The following is an 18,050-nucleotide window of genomic DNA, read 5'->3' as shown; positions in this document are numbered from 1 at the left end:
TTGATGCTGTCGACCAGGCCGCGGAGCGCTACGGAAATGCCCAGCCCTCATGTTCGATCCGCATGATGCGCAGCGCCGGCGGATCGAGCGAGCCATCGCCCCGCAGGCGGAAGACCGCCTGCTGCGGATGCCCGAAATTGCGGAATGTCGCATGCACGCTGACCATGCCGCGAAACATCGCGCGTTCGGGGGCGGGAAAGATCTGCAACTGTGTAATGTCGGCGTCCTGCGCTCCAAACAGCGGGTGAGCTTCCAGCGGATGACCTCGCGCACCCTGCGCGAGCCGCGCGACGCCGTCCGGGAAGAAGTAGCGGCGCGCGACGGAGGGGTGCAGCGGGCCGATGGCGCTGGCACTGCGTGCACTGAGCTCCCGGTCATAGATCCGGCGCACCAGTGCGACACCTTCGGCGACCAGCGGGTGCATGTCGGGCCGGGCGGCTGACGTATCCTCTTTAAGATAACGGGCCGACACCCAGCCTTTGATCCCATGATCAGGGCTTTCCACCAGGCACCATCTGGGTGGAAGGTTCGCGCGCTGGCTTTCGGTCAACTCCCAACGCTTCTGCCGTGTCAGGAACGGAACGCAGGTGACCATCAGCAGGCCCGTGGCATCCGATGGAAAGGCGCCGATCACCAGATGGTCCGTTCCCGGCCCGGTGCGCGCATTCAGCGTATCATCGGGCGCAACGCCCGTAACCTGCCAGGCGTCCGGCCCGTGTCCGTCCATCTGCGCCAGTGCGACCGTGGGGGCCGAAAGCAGGAGTACTGCTGCCGCGAGGTTTCTGATGCGTGAAAACATTGGAATGCTGCCTACTCATGATCGTCCACGGCCAAGGATGCCGGGCGCGATGATGGCACGACAGGTTCGAGGTGCGCCCCCTTCGTTCGGAGGGGACGGGCGCCGTAAGGGCCTAACCGATTGGGGCGATTTGCCTTTTCATGACCACCTTCATGCTCGCGCCGCTGGTCGTGCCGTTCTTCGCCTCGATCAAGACTTCCGATCTGGCGAGCGTTGTGGCGCAAACAGCGGAAGCAATAGGATTGCACGGCGCGTCGTGGCGATATCCTCGAAGACGCCGTGAAAGTCGGGCGGTGGCCAGTCGGTGAGAACCTGTAACCGCCCCTATCTTACGGCCACGGGTGTGCTCAGGATAAGCGCGACCAGATCGACCTGCCGACGCGTTCCCGTTTTCTCGAACAGGTTGCGCAGGTGAAACGCCACGGTGGTCTGGCTGATCTTCAGTCGGCGGGCAATGTCGGCACTGCGCTGTCCGCTGACAAGGCCATGCGCGATTTGCGCCTCGGTCGGTGTCAGCCCGAAAAGGGAAACGAGCATATGTTCCGGCGGTGCGGATCGCCGCTTCGAATCGGAGATGAGGATGGCAGCCAGCGACGAGGGGGCATCGTCCTTTCTGCCACCAGGGAGAGCGCAGATCACCAGAATGAGCTCCTCGCCGTCATCCGGTCGCGGCAGAGCAAGCCCCCTCATGATATCTTCGCCCCGGCTTGCAGCGTCGGCGACTTCCGCAACATGCGTCCGGAGTTCGCGGCTCAGCTCCGGGGTTGCAGCGCGCAGGCGGCTGTGGAGGGAAAAGGCTTCGGTTTCTGCGCTGAGTGTCCGTGCGAAAGCATTGGCGAAGACAACATCGCCGTGTGCATCAGTGAGCACCACGCCAAAACCGAGGATGTTGAGTACGTCCGTGGTGCCCTCCGTGACCCGCTCTTGATCGACGAGGTGACGAAAAGCCTCCTGGACGGCGTCCGCGTCCTGCCGGTGCAGCGTGCGTACCCGCCGCGTCTGCGCCAGGCGCGCCTCGATGCTCGCGAGCATGAGATCGAAATCGATCGGCTTTACGAGGTAATCGTCGACGCCGGCGCGTTTTCCCGAAATCACCTCGTCGCGTTCATCGAGCGCGGTGAGGAATACAAACGGCACATCGCCCAGATCCGTCCGCTCTTTGCGCATGGTCCTGAGCAGGTCATAGCCGTTCATTTCCGGCATGGAGATATCGCAGAGGATCAGGTCTGGACGCACGGCTTCCAAAGCATCCAGGGCTTCCCGCCCGGTACCTGCCCCAATTGCGTCATGGCCGGATGAGCGCAACTCCTCGATGATGTCCTCGCGCAAATCCCTTTCGTCCTCGACGCAAAGGATCAAGTTCCTGCCGCCGCCCGATGTGTGCTTTGTCGTCATGTCGCATCCCCCCGATACGCGCAATAGTGTCGATAAGAACTATCGGGCTTGCCCCTCTGTTTGAAGGGGGACGATACATTTGGATTGGGATAGGAGGTGGGAACCACTCGAGCAAATAGTTGCGAAGGGTTTCCGTCATGTGGGATTTCTCGATCAATCGAGCCTTCGGGCTCATGATGCGCACTCTACCGTTCCTCCTGCTGCGCATCGCCGTCTATTTCGGCGTGGCTGTCGCCTATGTGCTGATGACGGGTGTGGGCGCTGGTGTGGGCTGGGGGATCGGCGGCTTCGGCGATGAAGGTTTCCGTGCTGGGGCGACCTTCTGGGGCGGCGTCGCCGGCTTCGCAATCGTCGGCGCTGTCATGTACTTCCTGCGTGAGTACACGCTCTACATCGTGAAGGCGGGGCATATTGCCGTTCTGGTCGAACTCCTCGACGGAAAGCCGATGCCCGAGGGGCGCTCGCAGATCGCCCATGCGCGCAATGAGGTGACGCAGCGCTTCGCCCAGACCAGCGTACTGTTTGCCATCGATCAGCTCGTCAAGGGCGTGCTGAGGGCGGTCACCGGGCTCGTGCGCGGTTTGATGACGGTGCTGCCCATCCCCGGCGCGCGGCAGCTCGTCAGTCTCATTCACGCCTTCCTGCGCATTGCCATCGGCTTCGTCGACGAGGTAATTCTGGCCTACGCCATGCGCACGCGTTCGACCAACGCCTGGGAGTCGGCGCGCACGGGCCTCGTTCTTTACGCGCAGAACTACAAGCCGATGCTCAAGAACGCCGCCTGGCTGGCGCTCATCGTCTACGGCCTGTCCTTCATAGTCTTCCTCGTCATGCTCGCCCCGGCGGGGCTTGCCGTCTACATGATCCCCGGCGCGTGGTCGGCCGGCGGCATGATTTTCGCGCTCCTCTTCGCCTGGAGCGTCAAGGTGGCGCTGCTTGAGCCCTTTGCCATCACCTGCATGATGCAGGTTTATTTCAAGACCATAGAGGGCCAGTCGCCGGATCCGGCCTGGGATGCCAAGCTGGAAAACCTGTCGGCCAAGTTCCGCAAGCTCAAGGAAAAGGCCGCTATCGGTGGAGATACCACCGAGCCCGCCGCGCGATTGCCCGCCGGCGGTGCTACCGGCTAGTCCGGCCGCGAACCAAAAGAATGAAGAGGGGTTCAGAATGCGAAAAGTTGGATATCTCCTTGCCAGCGTGGTCATGTGGGCCGGAAGCGCCATCGCTGCGGACGATGTCATGGTGGTCTTCGACGGGTCGAACTCCATGTGGGGCCAGATCGACGGGACCGCCAAGATCGAGATTGCCCGTGGGGCGATGGAACGCCTGGTCGGCGACTGGGCGGAAGGCACCAATGTCGGTCTGATGGCTTATGGCCATCGCCGCGAGGGCGATTGCAACGACATCGAGACAATGATCGCCCCGGGGTCTTTTGACCGCGAAGACTTCCTGGGACGGGTCAGGGACATCTCGCCGAAGGGCAAGACACCGCTGACGACCGCCGTCGAGCAAGCGGCGGAGGCCCTGGCCTATCGCGACAGTCCGGCCACCGTGGTGCTGATCACCGACGGAATCGAGAGCTGCCAACGGGACCCCTGCGCCCTCGCCGAGGATCTGGAGCAAATGGGCGTGGGTTTCACCGCCCATGTTGTCGGTTTCGACCTCAAGGGCAAGGAACAGGAGGCGGTAGCCTGCATGGCCGAGCGCACCGGGGGCCGGTTCGTCGCTGCCAATAATGCTGACGAACTGAGCGCCGCTCTGAGCGAAGTGGGCACGGTGGTGGCCGAGGCACCTGAACCGGAGCCTGAGCCTGAACCCGAACCCGCGCCGAGCGTGGGGCTGGAAGGCCCGGACAGAGCCATCATAGGGTCTGCTTTCGATGTGTCATGGGAAGCTCCCGATCAGCAGCCGCGTGACTACGTCACCATCGTGCCGATGGGCGCCGATGAGGGCGAGCACGGCGACTATACGCGCGTGAAGGACGACTCTGAAGGCAATCTCCGCGCGCCCGCCGAAACGGGCCTTTACGAGGTGCGCTACGTTCGGCGGGAGGATCGAAGGACATTGGGTTCTGCCGAGATCGAAATCGTCGGAGCGTCGGTATCGGTTGAGGCGCCCGAGAGCGCTACGGCTGGCGAAAGCTTCTCCGTTTCCTGGTCGGACGCGGTTCATCCCCGAGACTACGTGACCATCGTACCCGCCGGTACGGCGGACGGCGAATATGGCGACTACACGCGGGTATCCGGCAAGAACGCGGGAAATCTCCGGGCACCGGCCGAGCCTGGGCTCTACGAGGTGCGCTATGTGCTCCAGGAAGGCCGCAAGACGCTGGCCTCGACTGACATCGAGATCGTCAATGCAACGGCTTCGGTGGAGGCCCCGGAAACCGTGACAGCCGGCGAGCGCTTTTCCGTCGCATGGTCGAAAGGAATTCACCCCCAGGACTACGTGACCATCGTGCCGATGGGCGCGGACGAAGGCGAATACGGTGACTATGCGCGGGTGAGCGACAAGACCGAGGGCGCGCTCCAGGCACCGGCCGAACCTGGCCTTTATGAGGTGCGTTATGTCCTCAAGGAAGGCCGCAAGACGCTCGCATCAGCCGAGATCGAGATCGTCGAGGCGGAAGCTTCGGTGCGGGCTCCCGATACTGCCGTGGTCGGCTCCCCCTTTCCGGTGCAGTGGTCGAGAGGTATTCACCCGCGCGACTTCGTGACGATCGTGCCCATGGGCGCCGAGGAAGGTGACCACGGCGACTATGCTCGGGTCTCTGACAAGAGCGAAGGCAGCCTCAGGGCGCCAGCCGAACCAGGGCTCTACGAGGTGCGCTACGTTCTCCAGGAAGGCCGTAAGACGCTGGCCTCTCAAGAGATCGAGATCGTCGAGGCCGACATAGAACTCTCCGGGCCCGAGACGGTGCGCGCGGGATCGGAAATCGAGGTCGTGTGGTTCGGCACGGCACCCCACCCGCAGGATTATGTGACGGTTGTGCCGATGGGGGCCGAACAGGGCAGCCATGGCGACTATGCCCGCGTCGGAAACGTCGACGAGGCCACCCTCGACGCGCCCGAGGAGACGGGGCTCTACGAACTTCGCTATGTGCTTGACGAGGACAAACGTATTCTCGCCCGCCATACGCTCGAGGTGGTGGCGGAGACGGCAGCGCTCAACGACGGCGGCGCGCTCGAAGCACCGGAGACGGGCGCACCGGGCGAGACCGTGAAGGTGAACTGGACGGCCGATGACGGCGACAACGATCGGCGAATCGCCCTGGCCGGTGCCGATCAGGCGGACTTCACCTGGGTCGATGTGCAAAAGGCAGCCGACGGTCCGTTAAGCTTCACATTGCCCGATGAAACGGGCTTCTATGAGTTCCGTCTGCTCGACATTACCGAGCGCAAGGTGCTCAGCCGCGTGACGATCAGCGTCGAGTGAAGCTTCCCGCCGGCCGTTTCCAGCGCCGGCGGGGTTCAGCCCGTAGGCAAACTGTCCGATCACAGGATAGTCGGTGCCTAGCTATACTTGCATTGAGTGCGTCGTCTGACGCGACATCAATGACGCGCCAAGTTTCCGGGCCATCGACTTCTGCCCACGCCGTGCCGGAGGCCGTTAGCTATACGAAACTGGCAGCGCAACTCGTTCGTGTAGCAAAGCGTTTCAGTCTGAAGCCGAGCATGACCTGCTTCCCCATTCTCCCTGGTCTTTGAATCACAAGGCCAGCACAATAGAATGTTTCCGCTCCCGCCTGAAAGGATGGGCTGTAACTTCAATCGGAGCTAAAGACAGGCGCAGAACGCGCAGGGGGAACGTCACGATGGGCGAGGCCAAATTCTTTTCCTTGAGTGCCTTCATCATTTCGGCACATATTGTCGCCACCGCGGGCGCGGCATTCGCTGCGACTCTAGGCGATCCGGGCGGCAAGATCCTGCTGGAGATCGAAGGCCGGATCGAACACACGAACCGCAGGGAAAAGGCGGTCTTCGACCGCGCGATGCTGGAGACGCTTCCGCCGGCAACTTTGGAGACCACCACGGTCGTGACCGATGGCGTTCAGCGTTTCGACGGCTTTTACATGCGCGACCTCTTGGAACTGGTGGGTGCCGACGGAGAAACGGTTACGGCCAGCGCGCTCAACGACTATGTGATCGACATTCCGGCCGAGGATTTCACCCGTTTCGATGTCGTCGTGGCGACACATATGAATGGCGAACGGCTGGAGACGCGCGACAAGGGGCCGCTCTGGATCGTCTACCCGCGCGATGATCACGCCGAACTCGAGGACCTGCGCTACGACTATCGCTGGGTCTGGCAGCTCAATCATCTGGATATCCAATGACCGCCCGGCGTGGCGTCCTGGCCTATCCCTTCAGTCTTGCCGCCATCCTCATCTTCACCGGCCTCCTCGTCTTTGCTCTTTGGCGCCTGTGGAGCACGGAAGCGGCACTGCGCACGCAGGCGGGCGACAACATGCTTTGGGCGATCGCGCAGGCTCAGGTGGCCACCCAGCAGCTCGACATCACATTGGCCCAAGCGCGTCTTGGGGAAGCCGACGCCGACACGCTGGCGCTGCGCTACAATGTGCTCCTCAGCCGCCTCACGCTGCTTGAGGACGGGCCGCAGCGCCGCTATCTCGCCGATCTCGGTCACTTCGAGGCGATACGCGCGCTTGCGGAACGGGTCTACGCGCGAGAGAATGCTTTCCTCTCCGCCAACGCGCGTGCCGAGGGCGAGGCAGAACCCCTTCACGAGTTGCTTGCCGAACTCGCCAGCGAGATCGGCCGCGCAGCCAACCGCGCCATGGTTGCTCAATGGAACGAGACCGGCGCCCAGCTGGACAAGCAGCACGGCGCGATCATGCAGGTCATCGCGACGGTGATCGTCATCCTGGCGTTCGGCGCCTTCATCTCCTGGCGCATGCTCGCCGCGGTTCACGCGGAGCAACGGGCACAGATGTCGCTCCTGCGGGAGCAGGAAATCCGTGAGGCATACCGCAGCTTTGTCGCGCTCGTCTCCCACCAGTTCCGCACCCCGCTTTCGGTGATCGACGCCTCGATGCAGCGCATCCTGCGCGCAGGCGATTCAATGCCTCGAGCGGAGATCCGACAGCGTGCGGGCCGCGTGCGGGAGACGATCAAGGGGCTGACGGACCTGATGCAGGCCACACTCGATTCCATGAAACTGGAAGCCGGCCGGATCGAGGTCAAGAAAACCGAATGCGATATCGCGGCCGAACTGGAGATCGCGCGGGAACGGCAACTCGACGCAAGCCCCGGCCGGACCATCCATGTCGATACCGGAAACGAGGTCCCCGCCCGCATCACCACCGATGCGCTCCTTTTTCAGCAGATTGTCGGCAATCTGCTCGCCAACGCCCTCATATATTCCCCGCAGACAGAACCGGTGACGGTCCGTGTCCGGGCGGACAGCAGCCGGATACGTATCGCCGTTGAGGATCGAGGGATCGGCATCCCGGAAGAGGAGAAGGATAGACTTTTTCAGCCCTTCTTTCGCGCCAGCACCGCGGCAAAGGTAAACGGTGTCGGCATGGGGCTGCATCTCTCGCGCCGCCTTGCCCGCATGCTTGGCGGAGACCTGACATTCGAAAGCCGGCAGGGCTTCGGTTCGACATTCACGCTCGCACTATCCCTGTAGAGTGCGGTTGTTCTGGGTCAGAAGCGGATGCCCAGGCTGGGATTCACCCCATGTTCCTGTGCACCGCCGCCGATTTGCCCACTATCGGTGACGCCTGGCCTTGTTGGTGATCTCGAAGTCGATCCCGGCCTCGATTATGGCTGCGTCCTCGACGTGTGGAACGCCGGTGACGGCAAAGGCATCACCGCCGGCAAAGGCGTGCATCGACAGCGGCGTGTCGCCGAAAGCCAGCCGAGCAAATCATGGCGCCATAGCGCTCATGCCGCCCAGAGCGAAATTCGTGGTGACGTTGACACCGAGGGACGGGCCGACACGTATGGACGAACGCGTCCCGTACCCGATCTCATCATGTTACCGCCCAGCGACATCAGATGCTTTCGCTTGGGAACAGATCCCTTACCCTATAGGCAACCTCGGTGCGGTTTGTGGCATTCAGCTTCTTCATTATGTTGCGGACGTGAACTTTCACCGTGCTTTCGCACATGTTGAGCTCATAGGCGATAATCTTGTTCGGCTTGCCCTGCCTTATGGCGTTCGCAACCTCGATCTGACGTGGCGTAAAAAGCTCCGCCAGTTGGCTGTTATGCGACGCGTCCGAGGCAACCATTTGATGCATCGCGGACACACTGCTTGCCGGGACGAAAACACCACCTGCCAAGGTCAGGTTAATTGCCTTGGCACACACCTCTATGCTCACCGAGGATGGAATGTAGCCGCGAACGCCGCAATCGAGCGCATGGATAATTTGCCCGATGTCATCGGAATCGGCGAAAACGATGACTGGAGTCGGGCTGAAATCCTCAACGAGTTCTTTGAGTTGATCCGCGACGCCTGAACTGGTGAACTTTTGCGGGCCTATGTGGAACAGGATTGCTGTAGCGGGAGGATAAAGATCGGCCGCGCGCCATTCATCCACGGAATCGAAGGTGGCGATCTCCCATGAAACACGTTGCGAGATCAGACCGCTTCGCAGGCATTCTCGCCGAAGTATGCAGGCATCGATCAATGCAACAGAGTGCACATTTTCACGAACCTCGTCGAGTCCTTCTCCGCTGGAGTGCATGTCATCATCGAACTTGTTGATCGATCCATCGATGGTCCGCTCGAAGCCATGAAACATGCTCGGCCTGCCGTCGGTTCCAAGGTCGGTATGCGTAGAATGAACGGTCATATCGGTCACTCTCGTGCTTTGACGAAAGAAAACTGGTTGTTCTGAGATCCCCTCAGACAAGGTCTGCTAAGATTCACGCCCGGCCAACTGAAGACGACGATCTTTCACGCTTCCGATGCTTGAGTGCGCTCCCCGCATGCGTTCTGCGTCGGTTCTACAAAAGCATCATTTCGCCTGGCCCGAGCGTGAAACTCGGCAACTCTAGGGAGTTTTGATTCTTCTGTCTGTGAAATTTGCCACACACGCTTTTCTTATCGCACGGGGGTGGGCCTGCCACTCCGGGAACTATGAGCCATCCAGGTCGACAATGGCTTGCAAGCCGTTCGCATTCGTCACGCGGATGGCACTGCGTCTAATCGCGATTAGGGAGCGGCCACGCCATTCGTTGAGCATTTTGTTGACCGATTCCCGTGTCGCCCCCAGGAACGCGGCAAGGTCGGCCTGTGAAATTGGAATCCAGCCATCCTTGTCGGCCAATACTCCGGAGAGGAACAGCAACCGCTTGGCGAGGCGGGTTTCGATTTTGAGCAGCGCCTGATCGCTCCGCTCGCCGCTGACCCATCGTAGCCGGGCACAGAGGAGTCCGATCATCGCGATCGCGAGGTGAGAATTTTTCTCCAGCCTGTCCAGAAACTGAACCCTGCTGAGGGAAACCAACGTACATCCAGTCAGGCAAAGCGCGCTCGCTGTTCGTGGTCCCCCGTCAAGCGCGCCGATCTCGCCTATAAGACTTCGCGATAATTCAATATTGGCGACAAGCTTGCGTCCGGTGAGCCCGTAGATCGAGATTTCCACCGTACCGGACAGCACACCGTAGATGCGATCACCCGGATCCTCCTGCATGAAGAGATGCTCGCCTGCATCAAAGTGTTCGGGCCGGCATCCGCCAAACAGAAGATCGAACAGATCCTGAGACAACCTTGCCGGGCGGGAAGCGAAGCTCACACTCCCCGGATCGCTCATGTCCGGAAATACGGATCCCTTCGATGACATCTGTGTGATCTGCCCATCCAACGGTCGGCTTGTAGGGCGCATAGTGGGTCTGAAGCTTCGCCTAGGTCAACACATTGCCACTCCAAGTTCTTCTGGCGGCGAATAAAGCGAATACGGAATGGCACCGTCTCGCGCATCCCCATCAGGCAAGATGCGCCGTGAAGTTGCGCCGGGAGGAATGAGTTGCTTTGACGTTCTTGCCTTCAGCCGCTTCCACTGGGGCATCCAGGAATCTACTATCCCGGACAAATATCTGCGGAACGGAAGAACATTTGTCCTTTGAGCGCGGTCCATTTCCCTCTCTGGAACAGCTCCATGACAATCGTTCGGATGGAGCGAAGGAGGTTTTTCTTGGTAGCCACCGCACCGTCGCTCCATCTGAAACCGTCGCACGCGTGAACAAACTCATGTCACGGATGGGTATTACGCGCGTTGCAAATGTCACTGGGCTCGACCGCATCGGCGTGCCTGTCGTGATGGTGTGCCGCCCGAACGCGCGCTCGCTCGCGGTTTCACAGGGCAAGGGGATCGACCTGGCTGCGGCGGCAGCGTCGGGTCTTATGGAAGCGGCCGAGCTTTATCACGCGGAGCATATTGACTTGCCCCTGAAGCTCGGAAGCTATTTTGAGCTGTCCCATTCCCATGCATTTGTCGATGTCGACCGTCTGCCGAAGGTATACGATATCCCATTTGACCAAAACCTCGTAACGCTTTGGATCGAGGGCGTTGATCTGTTCTCCGGCACGTCGCGCTGGGTTCCTTTCGAATCCGTCCGTACGAATTTCACGCTGCCTCTGCCGCCCGGCAGCGGCTACTTCGATTGCAGCAGCAACGGCCTCGCTTCCGGCAACACCATGGTCGAAGCGGTCTGCCACGCGATCTGCGAGGTCGTCGAGCGCGATGCCACGGCTCTGTGGAACCGGATCCCATCGAAGGATCGCGCCCGTACCGGGCTCAATCTCGACAGTGTCGCCGACGAAACCTGCCGGGAGGTGCTCGGCAAGCTCGAACGCGCGAAATTCGACGTGACGGCCTGGGAGACGACGAGCGACGTTGACGTTCCGGCCTTCTTCTGCCTGATAACCGACCGGCGCAATCCCCGGAACCACCACGGCGTGGGTGCAGGGGCACATCCGGCGCCCGGCATCGCGCTGTTAAGGGCCCTGACGGAAGCCATCCAGGTCCGCACGACCTACATCTCGGGAGCCCGCGACGATCTCCTTCCTGAAGAATATACTGAGACGGAGCGTGCACGAAAGGCGCGTGTCGCCGCCCGATTGCGCGCCGAGCATCTACCCGAGAGGGACTTCGGAGCCATTCCCGATCGGTCGTCTGACAATTTCGCCGACGACCTCGCCTGGCTTCTCGCGCGGCTGAGGGCCGTGGATGTGCGCGAAGTGGTGGCAGTCGACCTCAGCAAATCCTGGCTCGGCTTGTCCATCGTCCGCGTCGTGGTTCCGGGGCTCGAAGGACCCGACGATCACGACGCCTATGTGCCTGGAGAGCGGGCGCGCCGGCTGTTGGGAGGTGCGTCATGAGCGTTATCGTCTTTTGCGGTCCGACGTTGCGCGGTGAGGAGCTTGCGCCCTATCGGCATTTCGAGTTCCGCCCACCCGTCCGCCAGGGCGATCTCTACGCGGCGGCGCGAACGAAACCGAAGGCGATCGGAATCATCGACGGATATTTCGATGGCGTGCCGGCCGTCTGGCACAAGGAGGTTCTGTGGGCGCTTTCAAATGGCGTTGCCGTGTTCGGTGCCTCCAGCATGGGAGCACTTCGCGCTGCCGAACTGCACAGCTTCGGGATGTACGGTGTCGGCCGGATTTTCGAGGATTATCGCGACGGCAGGCTCACCGATGACGACGAGGTCGCACTCGTCCACGGGCCGCCCGAGACCTGCTATCTTTGCCTCAGCGAACCGATGGTGAATATCCGCGCAACGGTGGAGCGTGCATTGGCGGAAGGTATTCTGGATTCGCCCTCCGCAGATATGATCGTGGCCGCCGCGAAATCCCAGTTCTATCAGGAGCGAACATGGACGAACGTACTCGCAACGGCTGAAGAAATGCCGGCAACGGTGCGCGAACGCCTCCTTGCCTGGCTGCCAACGGGAAAGGTGGATTGTAAGCGGGATGATGCGTTGGAGCTTCTCCGGACGATCGACGATTTCATGTCCCGCGGCGAAAAGCCGGCCTCTCCGTCTTTCTCATTCGAATGGACCGAGGCTTGGGCCCGTGTGCCCTGGCTTGCCGCTTCCCAGGGCAAGGATAATGAAGGTGAAGGCGAAGCGGTCCTTGATGAGTTGCGGCTTGAGGGCGACGCCTATGCGCGGACAAGGCAGGCCGCGCTCCTGCAGGTTCTCGCCAATGAAGCGACGGCAAGAGAGGGGCTCGAGCCGCAGCGCAGAGAGATCGCCGAAGAAATCCTGGCGTTCCGACTGCCGCTCGGCATGATGCGCCAGAAGGATGTGGAGCATTGGGCCGCGGAGAACGATATCGATATAGCTCGTTTCGAGCGGCTGATGGCCGATCGCGCGGCCCTGGAAAAGCTAGCGCGGCAGCGCGATGCGGAACTGCGGCCCTGGATGCTCGATCAGCTTCGTCAGGAAAATGCCTACACTGCATTGCGCGAACGGGCCCGTGCGAAGGCGCGTTTTCGCGAGAGCGCGGAGGGTGACGCGAAAATCCCGCCGCCGATGCTGGTCTCCTGGTACTTCGGTACGCGGCTTGGAAGGGATGTGCCGTACGATCTCGCGGCCTACGTTGCCGCGATCGGGTTTCCGGACCTTGATCGGTTCTACGAATTGTTGGCGATGGAATACGCCTTATCGGTTAGAGGTGCCGAACCGGAGCGCTCTGGCGCACAACGCAAACCGCGGCTAACATGAAATATGTAGCGGCGAGCCTTGATACGGTCGGCCCCACCCGAGGGGAATAAAATTGATGAAGGGGGGCAGAAATCTAAGAGACATGGCCGGAACGCGGTTCCGGCTCTTTGCACAGGCGCCCTTCCTCGAACCGTTCCGGGACGCCGAGACAATAAGGGTGTCATCGCCCAGCGGCACGATCGGCCCCGGGCCTTCCGACGCGCGCATGTATGTCATTGATCCCATCGGCAAACCGATACCCTACGGAGAAGCGGAGAACCGTTTCGGCAGTCCTTTCTTTTTGCTTCCGCCGTGGCGGGGGCCGGTCTTTCCCCCTGCAATGCCCGATGCCGACGGCCATTTCGATCATATACCGGTGGAAAGCCCTGAATTCGAGGCCGCACATCTATTTGCCGCGGTCCGGTGGACGCTCGACATTTGGGAAGCATATTTCGGCCATCGAATCGAATGGCATTTCGCGCGTGATTTCGACCGGCTCGAACTTGTGCTCGAGCGCGGCGTGCTGGAAAATGCTTATATGGGATACGGCTTTCTGGAGACCGGATTCCATCGCGCGTCCAACGGGGATATCCACCCGTTCAGCTTGAATTTCGACATCGTGGCGCATGAAGTCGGCCATTGTATCATCTATTCGATCGTTGGCGTACCGGACCCACAAACGGCACGTGCCGAATATTTCGGATTCCACGAGTCCGCGGCCGATCTGACGGCGCTGATCGCTGCGCTGCATTTCGACTCCGTGATCGATGATCTCCTAGGAAGCACACGCGGCAATCTTTACGCGCTCAACGTTGTCAATCGGTTTGCGGAGCTGACCGGCAATGAGCAGATGCGCCTTGCAGCAAATCCGCTTACGCTCCTCGATTTCGCGGCCGGCTGGCGTGATGAACACGATCTGGCGCAGCCGTTGACCGGCGCGATTTTCGATATGTTCGTCGATATCTTCCACGAGGAACTGGTGGAGCGTGGGCTGTTCAGCGCCAGCACGGAGGACCTTTCCGACCGATTGGAAGATCACCCGGGCTATCACCGCGTCATCCAGCCGGTTTTCGACGAAACCTTCGCCGCCGATCCGGACGGATTCCGCGAAGCTCTTGTCGCGGCACGCGACGTTATCGGAACCTATTTGGCCGAGAGCTGGCGGCTGCTTTCGCCGCATCATCTGGGTTATGATGACGTCGGGCAAACACTCTTCGCCGTCGACCGGATGCTCACCGGAGGACGTTACCGGCGCATCATCGATGTCAATCTTCGCCGGCGCGCGATCGGTATGGCGCGCGTTGGACCGCGGCTGAAGCCGTCCGGCCCGGACAATCACTTCGATCTACGGCGTCTCTTCGTACCGGTACAAAGGCCGTGCTGTCGACGTCGCCTTTCCTATCGCGAACGTTTTGAAATGGCACAAGGGAGATTGTGAGATGAATCAAGTGATCAAGAGGGAATTTCAACTAGGTCGACACAGAAAAAGTTGATGAATGACTGAAGCACAAGACGCAGAACGAGTGTGTGTGGATGGCGACTAGGCGAGGTTCTTGCGTTCTAAGGGGGTTATATCAATGGCAGAGACACTACTTAGTCATTCCAGTATCTTGCTTTTCGGGCGTGTGGTAGAAGATCTTCAGGTCACGGAGCCGCCAGCCAAACCCGGAGACAAGGGGCGCACCGATCCCCGACACGGCCCTTTTCCAAAAAGTCGTATGGGGCTGCCAGGCCAGGTGGAGCAGCAACTTCGTTCGGACAAACCGTGCTTTGCCCGGATCTACGGATTCAGTTTCGAGGGATTCTACTACGATTTACCGCGACCGGTCTTGTTCCTGGTCCATGGTCCTGGGCTTCCGGCAAGTGAAGTGAAGGCCGAGATCAACGAGCCTCATCGTGCACGCGCCACACCCGAGCCCTCGCTGGGCGGTGTCGGCGCGGGAAACTTTCAGTTCGCGGACGACATCATGGTGTGGTCCTACGACAAGGCCGACTACACAATCCGCATGGACGTCGAGAGCGGCATGTTCGAACAGGTGCTGCTCGACGCCGTGCTTGGCGGGCCGGGAAGTTTCGATGCGCGGGGCGCGACCGCCCGTGGTGCAACGGTGCGCGGTGCGACGGTACGGGGCGCAACCGTTCGTGGTGGCGGAAACAGCGACTGATCAAGACCGGGGCGGTCCATAGGGATCCCACACCATGTCTATAATCGGAGTGGCGTCGGGCTCGATGACACGAAAGCCCAACCGCTCATAAAGCCTGATCGCCCGGTTTGTGCGAACAGCAGAAAGGGATACTGTTTTTCCCTCCCGTCTTGCCCGTTCCAGAAGAGCGTTGATCAATTGCGTACCGATACCACGGCCGCAGTACTCTTTGAGGAGATGGATCTGAGCGATATTGTAATCCGTATCGCGTTCGCTCACCTGCATCCAGCCGATATCCATGCCGTTGAGAATGATTATGCTGGTATCGCTGGCCTTGAAGGATCGGCGCAATGCCGCCCTTCGCGCTGCTTCGTTCCAAGAGTTGAGGCCGAGTAAAAGCGGCCGCATCACGTCGATGTAAATCGACTCAGCGAAGGCAAACTCGTCGCGTCGAGCCGGCCTCAGTTCGAATTTCTGTTCTTGCTTCATTCGATGATAATAACCCATTTCACGCTATGTCACACCGGCTTCCGTCGATGCTTTTACATAGATGCAAGTCTATGCAGTCGCAGCGACATCGGTGATGTGCTAATAACCTGTGGCGACTTCAAAGAAGCCAGATCATGGGTAAGAGTTTACAATCCAGTTTGACTGCCTCTCGGCTCTCAGCCGTGCTCTATGCGGATATTCATGGCTATACCCGCCTCGTGGAGCAGGACGAAGCGGGAACGGTCGAGCGCCTGACACGGTCGCTTGCGATGATCCGCAATCTCATCGGCGATTATGGTGGCGCTGTCGTGAACACGGCCGGTGATGGGTTGGTGGCAGTCTTTCCCAGTGTCCGCCAAGCTTTGCATTTTGCCATAGAAATGCAGCGGGAGCTGTCGCGAGAGTCCACATGGTCCGGTGGGCGGGAACCGCTCGCATACCGGGTCGGGATCACGATAGGCGACACGATCTCCGGCGAAGATGGAGTCTACGGCCACAGCGTCAACCTGGCGGCCCGCATCCAGGAACTGGCAGAACCCGGAGGGATCTGCATCAGCGACACGGTTTACCAGACCGTGAGGGATGGCTCTCAACTAACGCTGCGGTCGCTTGGCAAGAAAAAGCTGAAAAACATCTCCTCGCCAGTCGAGGTCTACGCCGTGGATCTTGCCTCTGCGCCTTCACACCTCGACCCGGTCCCGCTTTCTGCGTCACCCTTTGCGGCGAGTCGACTGGCACCCGATGCTTCCCTTGCGGTGCTCCCGCTGGAGAATGTTTCCGGTGATCCCGCCGACCTACATCTCTGTCAGGGTATCGTCGCCGACCTCATCACCCATCTCAGCCGATTCCGCGACCTGATGGTGATTGCGCGCCATTCGACTTTCCTCGCGGCCGCCAGCCTCAAGTCATTGCGCGAGATCGGGCATCAACTTGGGGTCCGATATCTGCTCTCGGGCGGCTTCCGGCGCATGGGGAAGGGAATTCGGATTACCGTTGACCTTATCGAGGCTGAATCGGAGAATATTGTCTGGTCTGAACGTCATGACGGTTCGATGGCGGATGTTTTTGCCTTCCAGGATGACGTCACGGCCACTGTCGCATCACGGGTGGCACTTCACATCGACGCGGCGGAAAGGCGTCGACTTTCCGCGCAAGCCTATCCCAGCATTTACGCCTACGGACTCATACTGCGAGGGTTGGATCTCAGTTTCCGTTTCCGGGCAGAAAGCAATTTACACGCGCGGCGACTGTTTGAACAGGCGCGCGACATCGATCCGCACTATGGCCGAAGCTATGCCGCGATCTCGCGCACGCTCAATTTTGATTGGCGGTACAACTGGGTCAATGATCCCGACAGCGCCTTGAACGAAGCGCTCAAGCTGGCCAAGCTCGCCGTTGAGTACGATAATCTTGATGCGCGTGGCTACTCGGAAATGGGGATGGCTCACCTCTACAGAAAGGAGCATGACGAAGCGTTGGCGGCCTATGAGCACGCGTTGGAACTCAATCCAAACGATGCGGATCTGTTGGCGGAGGCGGGCGACTGCCTTGCGTATGTCCGGCAAGGAAAGCGTGCCGTAGAACTGCTGCAAAGGGCGATAAGGCTCAACCCTTACTGCCCGGATTCCTATTTTTGGTATCTGGGTGATGCATATTTCCATGACGGCGAGTACGAAAAGACGATCCAGACCGTCAGCAGGATGCGGGATCAATCCGAAGGACATCGGTTGATGGCGGCGAGCCATGCATTGCTCGGCGATATAGCCGAAGCCCAACGTCATGCGCAGGCAGTCATGAAAGTCCATCCGAACTTCACGATCGAGCATTGGCGCAAGGTTCCGCCGCTTAGACACGCTGAAGATCTGGAAGTCTTGGTCGAGGGCCTTCGAAAGGCCGGGTTGCGTTAGGTTTCCCGGCATCCCAACGAGGTTGTGCTTACCGAACAGATGCGCTCGCACGAAGCAGAGGCGAATGAGAAGAAAACGATATTGGAACTCTCTTCGCTTCGGCTGGATCTTGACCACCTTCGCGCCCGGAATTGACATACGGGGTGCAGAAGGTGGCGCAGAATCACTTGGCAAGCACATGCCGGGTGATGAGGAAATGGCCTTTAAGCTTTATCTGCAGTTGGCTGATTGCGACGGCAGAAGACCCTGAGGAGAGATCGCGCGAAGGTTTGAGGTTGTCGCGGATCGCTGCTGTAGCAAAGGGCCTCTCCCGCCAGCGACATGTTTCGGAAACAATGAAACGGCGCGCGGCGGGCGGCCCGCCATCTGCCAAATCTCCGCGGGTCAGAGTGACCGCTGCTCCGGGTCCCATGCCGGATCATCGACGCCGATGCCGACGAACCAGCGGAACAGCCGGTCGTATTCCAGCCGCTCCATCCAGAGCCGCTCAGAGCAGATCACCGCCTCAAAAGCATTGCCAGTCGTGCCCTGTTGCGCCAAGCTGCAAGGGAACCACTTTGCTAGGGGAACGTGGTGACGCAACCGCGGGCGGCCGAAAGCGATACGGAGGTTCTGGGGAGCATCGCCGAACGTG

At 60.3% G+C, this 18,050-nt stretch carries 17 protein-coding genes and 1 pseudogene; 11 read left to right on the top strand and 7 right to left on the bottom strand.

Translation table 11 applies throughout. The annotated features are described in order from the left end of the window. Window positions 1-28 precede the first annotated feature (28 nt). Window positions 29-799 carry an SH3 domain-containing protein gene (locus ACFP9U_RS00585; RefSeq protein ID WP_378618246.1) on the bottom strand — a complete coding sequence of 257 codons (771 nt, stop codon included), beginning with the start codon at window positions 797-799 and terminating at the stop codon, window positions 29-31. Window positions 800-939: 140 nt separating this feature from the next. Here ACFP9U_RS00585 and ACFP9U_RS00580 point away from each other — a divergent pair, with 140 nt between their 5' ends. Beyond that, window positions 940-1,107: a hypothetical protein gene (locus ACFP9U_RS00580; RefSeq protein ID WP_378618244.1), complete on the top strand. Its 168-nt coding sequence runs from the start codon at window positions 940-942 to the stop codon at window positions 1,105-1,107. Window positions 1,108-1,123: 16 nt separating this feature from the next. Here the strand turns inward: ACFP9U_RS00580 and ACFP9U_RS00575 are convergent, their stop codons facing one another. Beyond that, window positions 1,124-2,194 carry a response regulator gene (locus tag ACFP9U_RS00575; RefSeq protein ID WP_378618242.1) on the bottom strand — a complete coding sequence of 357 codons (1,071 nt, stop codon included), beginning with the start codon at window positions 2,192-2,194 and terminating at the stop codon, window positions 1,124-1,126. 137 nt (window positions 2,195-2,331) lie between these two features. Between ACFP9U_RS00575 and ACFP9U_RS00570 the strand changes: the two genes are divergently transcribed. The 4 genes from ACFP9U_RS00570 (at window position 2,332) to ACFP9U_RS00555 (ending at window position 7,846) form a co-directional block, all read left to right on the top strand. After that, on the top strand, window positions 2,332-3,324 hold the full coding sequence (locus tag ACFP9U_RS00570) for a hypothetical protein (RefSeq protein ID WP_378618241.1): 993 nt from the start codon (window positions 2,332-2,334) through the stop codon (window positions 3,322-3,324). Window positions 3,325-3,361: 37 nt separating this feature from the next. Next, window positions 3,362-5,629 (top strand): VWA domain-containing protein, encoded by a 2,268-nt coding sequence (locus ACFP9U_RS00565; RefSeq protein WP_378618239.1) that lies wholly within the window; start codon window positions 3,362-3,364, stop codon window positions 5,627-5,629. A gap of 379 nt (window positions 5,630-6,008) precedes the next feature. Beyond that, a complete protein-coding gene (locus tag ACFP9U_RS00560) occupies window positions 6,009-6,530 on the top strand; it encodes a molybdopterin-dependent oxidoreductase (protein ID WP_378618238.1) in 522 nt (173 codons plus the stop codon). After that, entirely contained in the window at window positions 6,527-7,846 is a 1,320-nt protein-coding gene (locus tag ACFP9U_RS00555) for a sensor histidine kinase (protein ID WP_378618236.1), read from the top strand. Before ACFP9U_RS00560 ends, ACFP9U_RS00555 begins: the two co-directional genes overlap by 4 nt. Before the next feature lie 81 nt (window positions 7,847-7,927). Here ACFP9U_RS00555 and ACFP9U_RS00550 read toward each other — a convergent pair whose 3' ends face one another. The 3 genes from ACFP9U_RS00550 to ACFP9U_RS00540 form a co-directional block, all read right to left on the bottom strand. Continuing rightward, window positions 7,928-8,050, bottom strand: coding sequence for a hypothetical protein (locus ACFP9U_RS00550; RefSeq protein WP_378618234.1), 123 nt, complete (start codon window positions 8,048-8,050; stop codon window positions 7,928-7,930). 163 nt (window positions 8,051-8,213) lie between these two features. Continuing rightward, window positions 8,214-9,017 (bottom strand): response regulator transcription factor, encoded by an 804-nt coding sequence (locus ACFP9U_RS00545; protein ID WP_378618279.1) that lies wholly within the window; start codon window positions 9,015-9,017, stop codon window positions 8,214-8,216. A gap of 285 nt (window positions 9,018-9,302) precedes the next feature. After that, a complete protein-coding gene (locus ACFP9U_RS00540) occupies window positions 9,303-9,980 on the bottom strand; it encodes a Crp/Fnr family transcriptional regulator (protein ID WP_378618233.1) in 678 nt (225 codons plus the stop codon). A gap of 218 nt (window positions 9,981-10,198) precedes the next feature. Here ACFP9U_RS00540 and ACFP9U_RS00535 point away from each other — a divergent pair, with 218 nt between their 5' ends. From ACFP9U_RS00535 to ACFP9U_RS00520, 4 genes are all read left to right on the top strand, one after another. Continuing rightward, on the top strand, window positions 10,199-11,548 hold the full coding sequence (locus ACFP9U_RS00535; protein WP_378618231.1) for a YcaO-like family protein: 1,350 nt from the start codon (window positions 10,199-10,201) through the stop codon (window positions 11,546-11,548). Then, window positions 11,545-12,897: a TfuA-like protein gene (locus tag ACFP9U_RS00530; protein ID WP_378618230.1), complete on the top strand. Its 1,353-nt coding sequence runs from the start codon at window positions 11,545-11,547 to the stop codon at window positions 12,895-12,897. The genes ACFP9U_RS00535 and ACFP9U_RS00530 overlap by 4 nt, the downstream gene beginning before the upstream one ends. An 82-nt stretch (window positions 12,898-12,979) precedes the next feature. Then, window positions 12,980-14,314, top strand: a complete 1,335-nt coding sequence (locus tag ACFP9U_RS00525; RefSeq protein ID WP_378618228.1) for a hypothetical protein — start codon at window positions 12,980-12,982, stop codon at window positions 14,312-14,314. 139 nt (window positions 14,315-14,453) lie between these two features. After that, complete coding sequence (locus tag ACFP9U_RS00520; protein WP_378618227.1) at window positions 14,454-15,041, top strand: hypothetical protein; 588 nt, start codon at window positions 14,454-14,456, stop codon at window positions 15,039-15,041. On the opposite strand, the gene ACFP9U_RS00515 is transcribed toward ACFP9U_RS00520, so the two are convergent. Beyond that, a complete protein-coding gene (locus ACFP9U_RS00515; protein ID WP_378618225.1) occupies window positions 15,042-15,509 on the bottom strand; it encodes a GNAT family N-acetyltransferase in 468 nt (155 codons plus the stop codon). A 134-nt stretch (window positions 15,510-15,643) separates the two neighbouring features. Between ACFP9U_RS00515 and ACFP9U_RS00510 the strand changes: the two genes are divergently transcribed. Next, on the top strand, window positions 15,644-17,416 hold the full coding sequence (locus tag ACFP9U_RS00510) for an adenylate/guanylate cyclase domain-containing protein (protein ID WP_378618223.1): 1,773 nt from the start codon (window positions 15,644-15,646) through the stop codon (window positions 17,414-17,416). 64 nt (window positions 17,417-17,480) lie between these two features. Next, window positions 17,481-17,666 carry a hypothetical protein gene (locus ACFP9U_RS00505; RefSeq protein ID WP_378618222.1) on the top strand — a complete coding sequence of 62 codons (186 nt, stop codon included), beginning with the start codon at window positions 17,481-17,483 and terminating at the stop codon, window positions 17,664-17,666. Window positions 17,667-17,821: 155 nt separating this feature from the next. On the opposite strand, the pseudogene ACFP9U_RS00500 reads toward ACFP9U_RS00505, so the two are convergent. After that, window positions 17,822-17,914 (bottom strand): annotated as a pseudogene (locus tag ACFP9U_RS00500) (transposase); the annotation flags it as partial. Window positions 17,915-18,050 lie beyond the last annotated feature (136 nt).

Origin of the sequence: Nitratireductor sp. GCM10026969 (genome assembly GCF_042660605.1) — a bacterium.
Lineage (GTDB): Bacteria > Pseudomonadota > Alphaproteobacteria > Rhizobiales > Rhizobiaceae > Chelativorans.
This window is presented reverse-complemented; position numbering and strand designations above follow the sequence as displayed.